Origin of the sequence: Aeribacillus composti, from assembly GCF_031760945.1 — a bacterium.
In the GTDB taxonomy this organism is placed as follows: Bacteria; Bacillota; Bacilli; order Bacillales; family Aeribacillaceae; genus Aeribacillus; species Aeribacillus composti.
Map to the genome: position 1 here is coordinate 1,232,614 of NZ_CP134501.1, position 16,578 is coordinate 1,249,191.

Annotated in this window: 12 protein-coding genes; 9 read left to right on the forward strand and 3 right to left on the reverse strand. The window is 40.0% G+C overall.

Annotated elements, in window-relative coordinates:
* Window position 1: 1 nt before the first annotated feature.
* The 7 genes from RI196_RS06145 (at window position 2) to RI196_RS06175 (ending at window position 10,044) form a co-directional block, all read left to right on the forward strand.
* Window positions 2-790: an ABC transporter permease gene (locus RI196_RS06145; protein WP_063386393.1), complete on the forward strand. Its 789-nt coding sequence runs from the start codon at window positions 2-4 to the stop codon at window positions 788-790.
* 401 nt (window positions 791-1,191) lie between these two features.
* Entirely contained in the window at window positions 1,192-1,980 is a 789-nt protein-coding gene (gene fdhD / locus RI196_RS06150) for a formate dehydrogenase accessory sulfurtransferase FdhD (protein WP_311067091.1), read from the forward strand.
* A 12-nt stretch (window positions 1,981-1,992) separates the two neighbouring features.
* Window positions 1,993-4,938: a formate dehydrogenase subunit alpha gene (gene fdhF, locus RI196_RS06155; protein WP_094245451.1), complete on the forward strand. Its 2,946-nt coding sequence runs from the start codon at window positions 1,993-1,995 to the stop codon at window positions 4,936-4,938.
* Window positions 4,931-5,401, forward strand: a complete 471-nt coding sequence (locus RI196_RS06160) for a helical membrane plugin domain-containing protein (protein WP_063386390.1) — start codon at window positions 4,931-4,933, stop codon at window positions 5,399-5,401. Before fdhF ends, RI196_RS06160 begins: the two co-directional genes overlap by 8 nt.
* Window positions 5,402-5,705: 304 nt before the next feature.
* Window positions 5,706-7,580 carry a molecular chaperone HtpG gene (gene htpG / locus RI196_RS06165; RefSeq protein ID WP_094245452.1) on the forward strand — a complete coding sequence of 625 codons (1,875 nt, stop codon included), beginning with the start codon at window positions 5,706-5,708 and terminating at the stop codon, window positions 7,578-7,580.
* Between the two features lie 399 nt (window positions 7,581-7,979).
* Window positions 7,980-8,795 (forward strand): metallophosphoesterase, encoded by an 816-nt coding sequence (locus RI196_RS06170; RefSeq protein ID WP_311067092.1) that lies wholly within the window; start codon window positions 7,980-7,982, stop codon window positions 8,793-8,795.
* Between the two features lie 760 nt (window positions 8,796-9,555).
* Window positions 9,556-10,044, forward strand: a complete 489-nt coding sequence (locus RI196_RS06175; RefSeq protein WP_311067093.1) for a hypothetical protein — start codon at window positions 9,556-9,558, stop codon at window positions 10,042-10,044.
* 247 nt (window positions 10,045-10,291) lie between these two features.
* Here RI196_RS06175 and RI196_RS06180 read toward each other — a convergent pair whose 3' ends face one another.
* Complete coding sequence (locus RI196_RS06180) at window positions 10,292-11,641, reverse strand: GntP family permease (RefSeq protein ID WP_144597495.1); 1,350 nt, start codon at window positions 11,639-11,641, stop codon at window positions 10,292-10,294.
* On the reverse strand, window positions 11,641-13,068 hold the full coding sequence (locus tag RI196_RS06185; protein ID WP_144597493.1) for a four-carbon acid sugar kinase family protein: 1,428 nt from the start codon (window positions 13,066-13,068) through the stop codon (window positions 11,641-11,643). The genes RI196_RS06180 and RI196_RS06185 overlap by 1 nt, the downstream gene beginning before the upstream one ends.
* A 433-nt stretch (window positions 13,069-13,501) precedes the next feature.
* Here RI196_RS06185 and RI196_RS06190 point away from each other — a divergent pair, with 433 nt between their 5' ends.
* Window positions 13,502-14,731, forward strand: a complete 1,230-nt coding sequence (locus RI196_RS06190; RefSeq protein ID WP_027725928.1) for an IS110 family RNA-guided transposase — start codon at window positions 13,502-13,504, stop codon at window positions 14,729-14,731.
* Window positions 14,732-14,858: 127 nt separating this feature from the next.
* Here the strand turns inward: RI196_RS06190 and garR are convergent, their stop codons facing one another.
* Complete coding sequence (gene garR, locus RI196_RS06195; protein WP_311067094.1) at window positions 14,859-15,761, reverse strand: 2-hydroxy-3-oxopropionate reductase; 903 nt, start codon at window positions 15,759-15,761, stop codon at window positions 14,859-14,861.
* 171 nt (window positions 15,762-15,932) lie between these two features.
* Here garR and RI196_RS06200 point away from each other — a divergent pair, with 171 nt between their 5' ends.
* Window positions 15,933-16,550: a GntR family transcriptional regulator gene (locus tag RI196_RS06200; protein ID WP_144597489.1), complete on the forward strand. Its 618-nt coding sequence runs from the start codon at window positions 15,933-15,935 to the stop codon at window positions 16,548-16,550.
* The last annotated feature ends 28 nt before the right edge of the window (window positions 16,551-16,578 follow it).

Genomic DNA, 16,578 nt, shown 5'->3' on the forward strand with positions numbered 1-16,578 from the left:
TGTGAAAAGACATTGGCGCATTTTTTGTGAATTTTTTCGGACTTGTTTAGTAGAGGAGCTCGAATATCGCAGCGAATTTTTAGGGAATTTCCTGTCGAGTTTGTTTGGCATTGGGATGGCTATTTTGACAATTCAAGTATTTTTTTATCAAACAGATAACCTCGGCGGTTGGAAATATGCGGATGTTCTGCTGCTTCTTGGTATATTCAATACGCTGCAAGGATTGATTGATTTTGCCCTGCGGCCCAACATGTCCCGTCTGCTGCAGCATATTCGCATGGGGACGTTTGATTATGTATTGACAAAGCCGGTCGACAGCATGTTTTATGTCAGCTTTCGCCATTTAGTGTTTTGGCGCCTAATTGATGTGCTTCTTGGCATCGGCTTGATAATCTATGCGTTAATACAAAAACATTATATGCCGACAATAATGGATGCAGTGATGTTTTTCATTAGTATCGGATCTTCGCTTGTCCTGATTTACGCGCTGTGGATGATGCTGATGACCACCTCCTTTTGGGTTATTCGTATCGATGATCTATCGTTTGTTTTTAATTCATTTTTTGAAACAACACGGTTCCCAATCGGAATGTATAGAGGCTGGCTTCGCATCGTGCTCACATACATTTTGCCAGCTGCCTTTATTACAAGCACGCCGGCGTTGTCTTTGCTTGGAAAATGGAACGGGATGACAACAATCCTATCCGTTGTACTTGCCGGGCTGTTCTTATGGATATCGCGCCGGTTCTGGCGGTATGCGCTCCGATCGTACACAAGTGCAAGCAGTTAAATATTCCGTGCATTGAAAAATGGCAGCAGAGAATGTGAAAAATTTGCTAATAAATGCAAACGGTAGATGTTGGTTAAGGAATGACCGAATAGCTTATTAGATGGATAGATGAAAAAGCAGAGGGGTTACAGTTTTTCAGTTGCTTTTCCCCAGCTGTTTGGCACGATAAAAGACAATGATCAATGGATGATTTTTTCGAACAAGCAGTCTGCCAAAATCAGTCGATGTCGCTTGAAAGATATATATTTCTCCCCTCATTTTTCCCAGCCTGACCTCGCTTAGGTTTTCCAGTGAAACAGTTTCCTTGTATGGACAAATAGAAAAAAAAGAAGAAAAGGATTTTTTCTGCTTCTGTCGAATATTTTATTTTAGAGGTGTGATTAAAAAGGAAGGTTCCCATTATGGAAAAAGAAATTATTTGTAAAAGAGAAATAATCAAAATTGATCATCAAAACAAGAAAGTGGTGATAGATGAAATTGCGATAGAGTATCCGTTAACAATTTTTGTGGACAATGAGGAATTCGCCACATTAGTATGCTCGCCGTCCCATGTAGAGGAGCTTGTATTGGGCTTTTTAGCTTCAGAAGGGATAATCCGCATAAAAGCAGATGTGAAAGCGCTTCAAATTGATGAGGATAAGGGGTTTGCCTATGTTCATTTGCATCAGCCGATAGGGGATAAGAAAGAGTTTGTTTCCAAACGCTTTATCGGCTCCTGCTGCGGAAAAAGCCGACAGTTTTATTTTTATAATGATGTGAAAACAGCGAAAACGATTTTGAGCAGCATGACGATTTCTGCCGCACAATGCTTTCAGTTAATGGAAATGTTAAATGAAGCTTCATCGGCTTTTAAGCGTACTGGAGGCATTCATCATGCGGCATTATGTTCAAAAGAGGGATTGATTAAGACATTTTCTGACATTGGACGACATAATGCTTTAGATAAATTATATGGCTTCTGTCTAAACGAAAGCATTTCTTTAAATGATAAAATAATCGCTTTTAGCGGGCGGATTTCCTCAGAGGTAGTGCTGAAGGTTTCGAAAATTGGATGCGGTATACTTCTATCAAAATCGGCTCCAACAAATTTGGCACTTCAATTGGCAGAAGATTTAAACATTACGACTGTTGGGTTTATACGGGAAAATAAAATGAACATTTATACACATAGCAACAGAATAACAAAATAACAGGGGGAACGTATCGTGGGAAATGTAACGATTACGGTCAACGGGGGAGAAATAACCGCAAGGGAAAATCAATATCTTCTGCAGGCTTTGCTCGAACATGAAATGGATGTACCGCACGTTTGTTATCATGAAAGCTTGGGCGCAATTCAAACATGTGATACTTGTATGGTGGAAGTGAACGGGGAGCTTGTACGAGCCTGCAGCTACAAAGTCCAAGAAGGACTCGTTGTTGAAACAGAGACTTCTAAAGTAAAAGAATCTCAAAAATTAGCGATGGATCAAATTTTAAAAAATCATGAATTATATTGCACAGTTTGCGATAAAAACAATGGAGATTGTACAATCCATAATACGGTTAAAGCTTTAGGCATTGAACATCAAAGCATTCCGTTCCAACCAAAACCTTATGAAGTGGATTATTCAGGATCATTTTATCGATATGACCCAAATCAATGCATATTATGCGGACGCTGTGTAGAGGTGTGCCAAGATGTTCAAGTAAATGAAACATTGACGATTGATTGGAGCAGAGAGCAGCCTCGTGTGATCTGGGACAACGATGTGCCGATTGATCAGTCCAGCTGCGTAAATTGCGGCCAATGTGTAACTGTATGTCCGTGCAATGCCTTAATGGAAAAATCAATGTTAGGGGAAGCCGGCTTTTTAACAAATGTAGAACCTGGTACATTACGATCGATGATTAATTTGACGAAGGAAGTGGAAACAGGATACGGTTCGCTAATGGCCATCTCAGATACAGAAGCTGAGCTGCGCAAGGAAAGGATCAAGAAAACGAAAACAGTTTGCACATACTGCGGAGTTGGCTGTTCATTTTATATATGGACAAAAGACAGAAAAGTTTTAAAAGTTGAACCAACACCGGAATCGCCGGCAAACGGAATTTCCACTTGTGTAAAAGGAAAGTTCGGCTGGGATTATGTCAATAGTGAAGAACGGCTGACAAAACCGCTGATCCGGGAAGGCGACCATTTTAAAGAAGTTGAATGGGATGAGGCGATTCGATATGTTGCAAAACGGTTTAAAGAAATAAAAGATGCACATGGCCCTGATGCTTTAGGATTTATAGCTTCTTCCAAAGCAACGAATGAAGAATCGTATTTGCTGCAAAAATTTGCTCGTCAAGTGATAGGAACGAATAATGTTGATAATTGCTCAAGATATTGTCAATCTCCAGCAACGGTCGGACTATTTCGCACTGTCGGCTATGGCGGTGATTCAGGATCTTTTTCTGACATAGCTTCCTCTGATCTTGTCATCATTATTGGCGCCAATACAGGGGAATCGCATCCGGTTTTGGCATCAAAAATCAAACGAGCGCAAAAACTTTATGGACAAAAGCTGCTCGTGTTTGACTTAAGAAAGCATGAAATGGCGGAGCGGGCCGATATGTTTATCAGGCCAAAGCCAGGAACGGATCTTGTTTGGCTGTCAGCTGTAACGAAATACATCATTGACCAAAATTGGCATGATGAAGAGTTTATCAAAGAACGAGTGAACGGCTTTGAACAATATAAAAGTAGCTTAGAGCCGTTTACGTTAGAATATGCGGAAGAAGTGACGGGAATTTCCAAGGACACGCTGATCAAGGTTGCTGAAACGATTCATCAATCTAAAACAATGGTCATTTGCTGGGCGATGGGAGTCACTCAACAGCAGCGCGGAAGTGATACGAGTACTGCCATTTCCAATTTGTTATTAGTGACAGGCAATTACGGCAAACCGGGCACTGGAGCCTATCCGCTGCGCGGCCATAACAATGTTCAAGGGTGCAGCGACTTTGGAAGCATGCCGAACTTTTTCCCGGGATATGAAAAGGTAGCGGATGAAAAAGTCCGCAGCCGTTATGAAAAAGCTTGGGGCGTGACATTGCCTAAAAATCCGGGAAAAGACAATCATCAAATGGTTAAAGCGATTCATGAAGGCGCTCTGAAGGCATTATATGTGACTGGCGAAGATATGGGGATTGTCGATGCCAATATCAATCAAGTCGGCGCCGCTTTTGAAAAGCTGGAATTTTTCGTTGTGCAGGACTTATTTTTAACAAAAACGGCCCAATATGCAGATGTTGTGCTGCCGGCCAGCCCAAGCTTAGAAAAAGAAGGAACTTTTACCAATACAGAACGCCGGATTCAGAGATTGTATGAAGCATTGCCGCCTCTTGGAGATTCGAAGCCTGATTGGCAAATTTATTGTATGCTGGCGAAAGCACTGGGCTTCAATTGGGATTATCAGCACCCTGGAGAAATTATGGAAGAAGCGGCGTCGCTCGCACCGCTTTTTGCCGGTGTTTCCTATGACCGTTTAGAAGGATTTTCAAGCTTGCAATGGCCTGTTGAGAAAGATGGAACCGACTCGCCGCTTCTTTATGAAGATCAATTCCCGTTTGCCGATGGAAAGGCACAGCTTTATCCGCTTCAAGTCGATTATTTATATGATGTAGATGAAGAGTATGATCTTCACGTGAACAACGGGCGCTTGCTAGAACATTTCCATGAAGGGAACATGACGTATAAATCACAAGGAATCAGCCGGAAAACCCCGAACGCTTTTATAGAAATTTCGAAAGAATTGGCTGAAGAACGCCGTATTCAAGAAGGAGCCATTGTCAAGCTTATTTCCAAATACGGCTCTGTAAAAGGCCCTGTTCACATAACGGATCGCGTGCAAAAGCATGAAATCTTTATCCCATTGAATGATACGGGCGAATTGGCTATTAATCGTTTAACAGGCAATCATGCTGACCGCGATACGAACACACCGGCATATAAAGAAATTGCCGTAAAAATGGTCGTATTGAAGGAAAAAGGAGACTCCCCAATTCGTCCAAACAACCATCGAAACGGAAAAAGAAATCCGCAAATTGGGGTCAAAGTAGAGAAGAAATGGGAGCGCAGCGACTACACGTTTCCCGGAAGCAAGGTGAAAATACATGGCTAAACCAATTACAACCATCAAAAAAATCGAAGTGTCACAAGAAGAAAAAAGAAAGCAAAATTTATTAGAAATCGAGCAAGCGTTAGCAGACAATAAAGAGGCAGTTTTAGAAGGCATAGCATGTTTACGGAAGCTTCACGATGCAGGTGTTCTGGAAATCGCCAATGCCCTTTTAGCGCGGAAAGATCAAGTACTAGAAAACGTGGTTAAGGAAGTCAGCAGAAAACCGAACATTGATGTTTTAAAAAATATCGTCAATCTGTTGATGCTACTGGGAACAATCGATCTCGAAAAGCTGCAGGTAATGACGACAAGAATGAATGCTGGAATACAAGAAGCTGCGGCAAGCGTCAATAAAGAAGAAACAACTTCTTTTTTCCAATTGCTATCGGCTTTAAAAGATCCTGACATCAACCGATCGATTACTATGCTTCTTCATTTTTTAAGAGGAATGGGGAAATCTTAAAGGATTGGCAATAAAAGTGAAGCTTGAAAGTTGCGAGGGAATGCTTTTGTGCCGAAAAACATCCTGATTGGTAAAGAAATTTGCAACCATTATGTGGAAAGACAAAGCCCTTCTCATTCGAAAACGACTGTTGCCTATCGTTCGTAAAGAAAAACTCAAGAAAAGTGCAAAGCGGTCAATCATTCGGAGTTGACATAAAATTAAATATTTGTTATTAAAAAAATGATGATTAGCACTCGATTGATTAGAGTGCTAATTTTTATCTTAATTTTGCACATACGCTTTTTAGAAAGGAGAGGCGGTCATGGAAAAAAAAGAGTTTCAAGCCGAGTCGAAAAGGTTATTAGAAATGATGATCAACTCCATTTATACAAAAAAGGAAGTTTTTTTGAGGGAGTTAATTTCAAATGCAAGCGATGCGATCGATAAAATTTATTACAAAGCACTGACTGATGATTCGTTAACCTTTCAAAAGGATCAATACTACATAAAAGTTATTCCAAATAAAGAAAAGCGGACGCTCACAATCGTTGATACAGGCATAGGCATGACAAAAGAGGAATTGGAAGAAAATCTTGGTACGATTGCTAAGAGCGGGTCGCTCGCCTTTAAAAAAGAAAACGAATTAAAAGACGGCTATGACATTATTGGACAGTTCGGCGTTGGCTTTTATGCCGCCTTTATGGTAGCGGATGTTGTCACTGTCATCAGTAAAGCGCTAGGCAGCGATCAAGCATATAAATGGGAATCAAAAGGCGCTGATGGTTTTACAATCGAACCATATGAGAAGGAAGAGGTCGGAACGGAGATCATACTAAAAATCAAAGAGAATACTGAAGATGACAACTATGACGAATTTCTTGACGAATATCGGTTAAAACAAATCATTAAAAAATATTCCGACTTCATCCGCTATCCGATCAAAATGGATGTCAAAGTACAAAAACCGAAAAATGAGAACGAGAACGAATTTGAAGAGGTTGTTGAAGAACAAACAATCAACAGCATGGTTCCGATTTGGCGGAAAAATAAAAGTGAACTGACAGATGAAGATTATGAAAACTTTTATGCCGAAAAGCATTATGGCTTTGATAAACCGTTAAAACATATTCATATTAGCGTAGATGGGACGGTTCGCTATCAGGCGATTTTATATATTCCGGAAAAAACGCCATTTAATTACTATACAGCAGAATATGAAAAAGGGCTTGAACTGTATTCCAACGGCGTGTTAATTATGAACAAGTGCCCGGATTTACTGCCTGACTACTTCAGCTTCGTTAAAGGAATGGTTGATTCTGAGGACCTATCGTTAAATATTTCAAGAGAGATGCTCCAGCATGACAAGCAATTGAAAATCATTGCGAAAAACATTCAAAACAAAATTAAACGCGAACTAGAAAACCTATTAAAAAATCAAAGAGAAAAATATGAAAAGTTTTATGAAGCATTTGGCAGACAATTAAAGTATGGCGTTTACAGCGATTTCGGCGCAAATAAAGAAACATTGCAAGACTTGCTTATGTTCTACTCTTCAAAGGAGAAAAAACTTGTCACCTTACAAGAATATGTATCAAGAATGCCTGAGGAGCAAAAATATATTTATTATGCAACGGGCGATTCGTATGAACGAATTGAAAAGCTGCCGCAAACCGAGCTGGTTGCAGATAAAGGCTATGAAATTTTGTATTTGACAGAGGATATCGATGAATTTGCGATCAAAATGTTAATGACATATAAAGAGAAAGAATTTAAATCAGTCTCCAGCGGCGACTTAGGAATTAGCGAAGAAGAAAACAAAAAAGAAACTGAAAAAGAACATAAAGAGCTGTTCGAACAAATGAAAAGTATTTTGGGTGATAAAGTAAAGGATGTGCGAGCATCAAAACGGTTAAAAACACATCCTGTTTGTTTATCAACAGACGGCGAAATCACTATTGAAATGGAAAAAGTGTTAAATGCTATGCCGAACAGCCAAAACATTAAAGCGGAGAAAGTGCTTGAAATTAATACAGATCACGAAGTCTTTCAAACGCTAAAAGCAGCGTATGAAAACGATCAAGAGAAGCTGAAGCTGTTCACAAACATTTTATATAATCAGGCTTTGCTAATTGAAGGCCTGCCAGTCCAAGATCCTGTTGAGTTTACAAATGACATTTGTAAAATTATGGTTTCTTAAAAATCCAGGGCACATCTAGCGATTTGTCAAAGCTTGAACAATTTGCAGAGTTCAGCGCCACAACCGGAAAAACTTAGCTGGCTGAAAGGTGCACGATTTATAAATAAAGAAGCACAAAGAACCGATTGACTGATGTAAAAGAGCAGCAAGGCATGCAGCGGATGGATTTCGTAGATATGAAAAAGTTATCATGAAAATGGATGCTTGTTTTAGCTTTTAACGTATGGACATGCGCAAAATAATTAAGAAAGGCAAACCTGTCTTTCCGGCAGAGGCGGAAGGCAGGTTTGTTAATAGTTTGAGCTCTTTTGCAGCTAAGAGTTTTTTTCAAATTCCTTTAACTCCCACTAGGATCGTTTGAGAAGGTTCGTTATACTTGGGGGAGAGAGGAGTTTGGTTATGCTATTTTTTGTTATATTATTTTTTCTTGGACTTTTCATATTCTTTTTAATAAAAGGAAATAAAAATACAAAGGATGTAGCTGTTAAGAAAATCACAGTTCGCTGCCCCGATAGGAAAGCTTCTGCAAAGAATATAAAAATACTCCATCTATCTGATTTACACCTAGAAAACTTATCGATCAGCCCAAAGGAATTAGATGAGCTGATTTCAGCAGAATCAATTGATCTTATTGCACTGACAGGTGATTTTCTCGACCGGAAGAGAAGCATCCCAAAACTTTCCGCATACTTGGAAGTATTGAGAAAAACAAATCCAACGTACGGCACGTATGCTGTGTTCGGCAATCACGATTATGTTTTAAAGGAAGAAGACTTTGAAACTTTGAAAAAAATGCTGCAGCATTACGGGATAAAAACACTACAAAATGAGCACGTGACCATTCAGCTTGAAGAAGAATGCTTGAATATTATTGGCATTGATGATTACACGACAAACCGCAGTTATGTTCAAAAAGCTTTTCACGGAGTAGAAGAAGGAATGCGATTAGTGCTGACCCATGATCCAAGCGTTATTCTTGAAATGGAAAACATTCCGTTTGATTACTTGCTGTCCGGTCATTTCCACGGCGGACAGATCAATTTGCCAAAGCCGTACCATCTTTTTTACAAAGGCAAGCTTCCAAGAATGAACATTATTAAAGGACTTCATTACCATAACAAGCGGCCGTTTTATATTAGCGAAGGCCTAGGACAAACAGGAGTGAACATCCGAATTGGCAGCCGCCCTGAAATTACGTTTCATCAATTTTCATAGTATTTTTAACATATCTCTAAAATTGTATGTTAAGATTGTGAAGTTTTCCCTACAATGTTGAAGATGATTCAATAGCTAAAGCAGGATGAACTCCTGCTTTTTTCTTTTTGCAAAAAAGAGTTTTTTTTCTTGTATCTTTAATAAAGTCAGCTTTCCGTTTATTTGTTATTTATAAAAGGTTAATCACAGAATCTACTAAGATCCACATTTGCTAATAACTAAAGTTAAATTTACGCTTTTCCTCTAATAGAAATGCATGAATCGATGAAAAAATATAAAGCAATCACACCTTTTGCTCCCATTGTAAAAATGAATAAACAATACTTGCTGCTTTTCCATTGTTCAGCGTGTTGATCAATCGGAATTTTCAACGATCTTGAGTTCACAAAGAATTTTTTGTGAGCGCTTATTAGTTTTTTAACTTCATCCTTTCACTCGTTTCTCCGTTTTTTTGTAGATGACTTTATTTCTGAACGCCTATAAACATGGTATACTCTTCCTATAAGGAGGCGGAGAAAAGATTTTTTTTCACGATTGGGGTATTTAATGGAGAAAAAGCAAAAAACTATTTCTAATCGCAAGTGTTAGCAGGAGCCTTAAAGGGAGAAAGTAAAGATTTCAAAAATATTTGCGGCTGCAACGTTCTTATTGCCGTTTCCCTTTGAATTGGCTGGTGATTAAGTTTGTCGCCTTCTTTTTACATAGCGACGCAGTCATTGAAGCGATGACAGAAGAAGTGATTTAGAAACGGAGGTTTTTTATGCTGCCAAAAACGATCGATCAATTGGATCAAATTCGGGAAGAATGCCGTAAATTAGTGAATAGACGTTCATCTGTTTCTGCTATTGCTGCAGCTGTTCCAATTCCGGGTATTGATGTGACGGTGGATGCTGCACTTGTGAAAGATCTGCTAAATGAGATTAATCAAAAGTTTGGTTTATCAAAAGAGCAAGTTGATCAATTGGATGCGAAAACAAAAGAGCTCATTATTGTTCTGGCAACTTCATTAGGAAATGAACTCATCGGAAGAAAAATTGGCAAAAAATTGGTGCTGAGCTTGGTGAAAAAAGCAGCAACCCGGATGGCGGCAAAACAGACGAGCAAACTTATTCCTCTCATTGGAATAGGGGTTTCGGCCGGGATCAGCTTTGCGACGATGAAATATTTAGGAAATAAGCATATTGATGATTGCTACAAATTAGTTAAGCAATATATCGAACAGGAGGCGTCATCAACAATTTTGTCATAACAAGACGGTTTTGTTTTTTCTTATCTAAATTAAATGGCTGAGAGGAAGGTTCAATATTCGCTCACGTCAACTGAGTTGAAAAAAATTCAATTGATATTTCTAAATGAAAACATTTTTATTTTATCGTATGGAAGAAGCTAAATTATTTTTAGTTGATACGTTCTAGCGTATTTAGTATGGATCATGATTTACGATTTTCACTCATTGAAAAAGGCTGGCTCGGATCCATGAGCCAACCTTAAAGTTTTTATATTCCAGGCAAAATTCCTGAAAACAGGCTGAGTATATAAACCATGGTGAGGGATGTTAAGCCTGCCAAAAATCCTCCGATCGTCCATGCTTTTAAAGTTTGGACTATCGTAAGTTTTCCGAATTTGTTCACGACCCAAAAACCAGAATCGTTCGGAAGTGAAAGGCCGATTGCTCCTGAGCATATGGCTAAACCAAGCAGGATGGGTGAGACCCCAAGATCTCCCGCGGCAGGTCCTAAAATGCTGGAAGTCGTCACTAAAGCAACAGTAGCAGAACCTAACGATGCGCGCAAAATTTGTGAAAAAATAAAAGCTAATAAAAGTACCGGAATGCTCCAGCTTTGCATCGTTTCGATTAGATGGTCTCCTATCCCGCTTTCATTAATAACAGCTCCAAAAGCTCCTCCGGCACCGGTTATTAAAATAATAATACCTGCCGAATTAATGGCTTGTGAATACAGTTGCTGATAAGGTATAGAAATATATGGCTTAAGGATGATAATAGCTGCTAATACACTTATTAGTAAAGCAACATTTTTTTCGCCGATAAACCCTAAAACGGCTGAAATTGGTGTATTTGGAAATAATAATTGTGAAAGGGTATTCAATAAAATTAAAATGATTGGAAGAGCCAGCATGAATAAGGATAAACCTGTGCTGATCTCTTTTTTCGGCTTTGGATTATTTTCATCGGTTCCTGCATTTTCGTCAAAATCGCCTGAAGGATTGACTCGTTTTCCGATGAACAATCCGTATAAGTAGCCGCCAACCAGTGTTGCAGGAATCGCGCAAATGATGGCATATAAAATGAACAGCCCTAGATCAGCATTAGTATTTTCCGTTACAACGAGCGGACCTGGTGTCGGCGGCACCATGCTGTGGGAAACGATTAATCCAATTCCTAAAGCGGTTACAAAAGATACAACAGATATTCCTGTTTTTTTCGATAAACTTTTGATCAAACCGCTTAGTATGACAAATGCTGCATCAAAAAATACGGGAATTGACACAACAGTTCCAGTTAATCCTAATCCTGCAACAGATCGGCGGTTTCCGAAGCCCTTTAAAACAGCTTGTGCTATTTTTTCAATGGCACCTGATGCAGCCAAAAATTCTCCAAAAATAACGCCTAGACCGATTAAGATTCCGACGCCCATTAAAGTATTTCCGAAACCGCCTGAAACAATTCCAGCAACTTCATTCAATTTGAACCCCATTATAAGTGCGGTTATAATAGCAATGGTAATGAGTGATAAAAACGGGTCAACTTTCAGTTTTAAAATAAGGAAAAACAAGAATGCCAATGCGAATATGAATACTAAAATTAACATATTTCCAGTAAGCATTATTCTTTCACTCCTTCCAATTTTGTTACAATATCTTTCAGTGTGGAGGGAGCACCGACATTCCCTGGAAAAATAATATAAGGTAAATTAGGGAATTTGCTTTCAGTGCCAATCTGCCACACAGGTATACCAGGTGCGATTTGGCCGGCAATGTTTGCACGTTTTACTCCCAATCCTTTTGTACCGATGTCGCTTGATGTGATACCGCCTTTGGCAATAATATATTTAGGCCTTATAGCAAAATTAGAAACGATGCTGGTTACTCCATCAGATATTTTGACAGCAAGTTGTAATTCTTCTTCCGCATCCTCTCCTAATTTCAGCAGTTCTCTTCTCGTGTAGATGACGGTGGTGATACCGTTTTTTACTTTTTGTTCTGCTTCCAAGCGGACACGATCGATTTCTTTTTTGAATTTTTCTTGATTCAACACGAGATGACTATCAAGCTCAATAAAATGAAGAGTTGACAATTTTTTTAATTGGTTTAGCTGTTCAGTCGTTTTTTTTACGTGTGAACCAATTAAAATAAGGCCGCCATTGCTATGATTTTCCTCAATTAATTCTTCTTTTGTAAGTAGTGGACGGGACTTTACATTTCCAATGATTTTTGTAAAGGAGGCTGCCGTCCGAAACAAAAACTGTTTACCATTTTGAATTGCTTTGATCAGGGCAGATGCAAAAACGGAAACGTCTTCTTCTGCTATAGCGTTAACAACAACTTTGTTAAAATTTGATACGGACATTAATTGGCGGTATATTTTATCAATATTTATTGCGCGAATATCATCTAATGAAATATAGGTAACAGAATCTTTCGTATATTCACCTTTTGTTTTTTCTTCAATCCATTCGCCTAAATGGCTTGAACAATAACCAAATGTCCGGTCGTTTGCAAATTCTGTCTCCCCAACGGGAATGAGAACCCCATCTTGGTCAACATAGTGAGTGTTTTGGACTGTTAATCTGCCTCCTTCTCTAAAAAACGGTATTAAAACTTCTCCATCTATTTTTCGTCCTGCTTTTTGCTCAATTGTTTCGCGGAGTACTTTAGTTTCCAGAGGATAGTGACCTCTTAAAGTTGAATCTCCTCTGCTGATTAAAATATAGGGACGTTTGTATTTTTGAGAAATCTCTTCAATTGTAACGGCAATCTCTTGATGAACTTGCTTGGTTTTCTCCTCAGTAAACGCTCTAGAGTTTGTTAAAATAAAAAACATTTGATTGTCTTCTTGAAATCCTTGTTCGATTGCTTTATATGACCAGTCCGTGTAAACGGGAATGCTGTGAACGGTCTGTACTCCAGTAGGATCATCATCAAGCACAATAATTTTGTGATTGAATTTCGAATTATATTGAGACCACTCGTTTTGAATCATGTCGAGATCGACTGTAGGGTAGGAGGAAATCACTTCCGACGTCTTGAGCATAGCTTACACTCCCTCGTATACTAAGTTTCAGAAAGTTTTTTTATCGAATTTCCAGTCCGATACGCTCCTTGACAATCGCATATCTTGGGTGGTTGCCTTTGTGGGAGGGGCGCGCCCCTCCCACAAAGGGTTGAGCGTACCGGGGTTGGACTTTTCGCAATGTTCCTGGATAATGGTCTTAGGATCATCGGGGATACTCTTCTCATTCCTGTAGCTTTGACTACTTGTAAAGTCTGTCTCCTCGGCCCCTGTTTGGACGTCTAACCCGCAGGCTGTTCCCGTTGGTTTTCCCCATGCTGGAAGGAGCAGCTTCCAGGGCAGCCCATGGTCCAACGTGAGTTCTCATATGCGAGGGTGACTGGTCAACAGGCGCGATCCGGGGGCATCCCGAAGAGTCCTACCCCTCGATCCTACAACAATAGGAGGTGATCTCATGAAACTCTACGTCGGGATCGACGTGAGCTCACGCGACTTAGCCACCTGCATTATGGATCATGAAGGAAATACGTGCGCACGCTTCAAAGTGGATAATCATCTTCTGGGCGCCACCTTCCTTCGGGATCAAATCCTCCTGTGGGCTAACAAGCGAAAGCCAACCGAAATTCTGATCGGGATGGAAGCCACCTCGGTCTACAGTTGGCATCCAGCTATGTTTTTCCACCAGCAGGAGGCCTTGCAGGCTTGGAACGTCAAGGTGTTTACGATCAATCCAAAGCTCATTCGCAAGTTTAAAGAAGCCTATGTCGACTTGGAGAAAACGGATGACATCGATGCTTGGATCATTGCGGATCGGCTTCGCTTCGGCCGTCTGAAGATGACGGCTGTCCTCAAGGAGCAGTTTCTCGCGCTTCAGCGACTGACACGCATGCGATATCATCTCGTCCACCAGTTAACCCGTGAGAAACAGTATTTTCTCCAGCACTTGTTTTACAAATGCAGTTCCTTTACCCAAGAGGTGGACAGTTCGATCTTCGGACATGCCATTCTCGAACTGCTGCTTGAGTCGTGGAGCCTCGATGACATCTGCCAAATGGATGTCAAGCAGTTGGCCGACTTCCTGCGCCAAAAAGGGCGCAATCGCTTTGCCGATCCGGAATGCATCGCCAAGTCGATTCAAAAGGCGGCCCGTTCGTCGTATCGGTTGTCCAAGTGTGTCGAGGATTCCATCGACTTGCTGTTAGGGCTGTCGATTCAATCAATCCGCAGCCTGCAATCGCAGCTCAAAGAGCTCGATAAAGCCATTACCCGCCATCTTGAAGGCATTCCGAACACACTGCAAACCATCCCAGGCATCGGACCGGTTTATACCGCAGGCATCCTGGCCGAAATCGGGCAAATCGAGCGGTTTCACAACCAGGCCGCCTTGGCAAAATATGCCGGCTTGACATGGTCCAAGCACCAATCGGGCCGTTTTCAAGCCGAGGACACCTCCCTCATTCGTTCCGGCAATCGCTATCTCCGTTACTACCTAGTGGAGGCTGCCAACTCGGTGCAACGGCATGATGCGACGTTTCGTGCGTACTACCGGAAGAAGTATGAGGAAGTGCCCAAACACCAACATAAACGAGCCCTCGTCCTCACCGCTAGAAAACTCGTGCGTGTGATCGATGCGCTGCTACGCAACGGTCAAATCTACACGCCAAGAAAGGGGGAAGATCGATAAGAGGATCGATCTGGTATACCAATATCAACCTTTAGACCCAGTTTATTACATGTACCAATACTGGGTTTCTTCAGTATTGCCTTTTTTCGGATCATCGGACAAGGGAATTTCCAATTTCTATGATTTTTCACCTTGACATATTACCGCAGGACTTTTTCACTTCAAAATTTGCCAATTTCTCATAATATTGAATTAAACCGGCATGATCATCACCAGCTTTTCCATCTATCTTTAATGCATGAAACATTTCTAATACTTGGGAGGTTAGAGGGATGGGCGTGCCAATTGAACGTGCTGCTTCCACAACATTTGTTAAATCTTTTAAGTTAATATCGATTCTTCCGCCCGGAGTGAAATTGCGTTCTAAAATGAGCGGCACTTTTGCATCTAACACAGCGCTTCCTGCAAGCCCCCCTCGAATCGCTCGATACATTTTTTCAATATCGATTCCTGCTTTTGCAGCTAAAATTAAAGCTTCAGACATTGCTGCGATATTGACGTTGACTATGATTTGATTTGCAAGTTTAGCAGTTGTGCCAGCCCCATTTTCTCCGACTAAAGTTATGTATTGCCCCATGCATTTAAATAAATCTAAAACTTTTTTAAAAACTTCTTCTTTTCCTCCAACCATAATCGCCAAAGTGCCATCGATTGCTTTCGGTTCTCCTCCGCTCACTGGTGCATCCAACATATCAATCTCTTTTTCTTTTAAAATTTGCGCCAGTTCTTTTGAAACAACAGGAGAGATCGAGCTCATATCCACGACTATCGTACCTTTGGAAGCTCCTTCCACAATGCCGTTTTCACCTAGAATGACGCTTTTTACATGTTCAGAATTGGGCAGCATAGTAAAAATGATGTTACTTTTTTGCGCCACTTCTTTTGGAGAGGCAGATGATATTGCACCTTCCTGCACCAACTGTTGAACGGCTTCCTCGTTAAGATCATAAACAGTGACTTCATGACCTTTTTTCATAAGGTTTCTAACCATTGGTTTTCCCATGATGCCGATACCGATGAATCCAATCATTGAAGTAACCCCCCCAGTAGTAAACGTTTTCTTTTGAGTCTAATTGTACACAATTTAATTAAATTTGTATACAAAAAAATTAAAAATGAATACAAAAAACTTGTGTACTTTTAATATTGTTAATGACAATTTATACTATTCATTAGAGATTATTCAGAGGAGACGATTGCTTTGACAAAAAAGACACCGAAACATGCATACATTAAATCTTATGAATATATAAGAGATAAAATATTAAATGGGGAGTTGCCAAGAGGAACAAAGCTGACAGAAGAAAGAATTGCGGAAGAATTGGGTGTGAGCAGAACGCCTGTAAGAGAAGCGATTCGCAAGTTGGAGCAAGAAGGTCTGATATTGCAAAAAAAAGTAGTAAATCCAACGGACAGTGACTTGCGAAACATTTTTCAAGTCAGAATTTTGCTTGAAGGATATGCGGCTCGCTATTCTGCAACTTATATGAGTGAAGAAAGTTTAGAAGAATTATGGAAATGCATAGTCACAGCAAGAACCGGAACGACTGAAGAAATCATGGAAGCAAATGAAAAATTTCATAATATTATTGTTCAAACAAGCAACAACCCGTTTATGATTGATATCATTGATCGGATGCAATCCATAATCTATTTATTTAGGAAGACGGTTGTTTATTATAAAAGGCCTTTTTTGATTGATGAACATGAACAAATCTATAAAGCCATATATCATCATGATGGAGATGAGGCGGAAAGATTAATGAAAGAGCATTTGCAGAAAGATTTAGACTTTTGTTTGCATTATTTTCAGCAGTGAGGAAATATTTATTTCGAACAAAATTTAA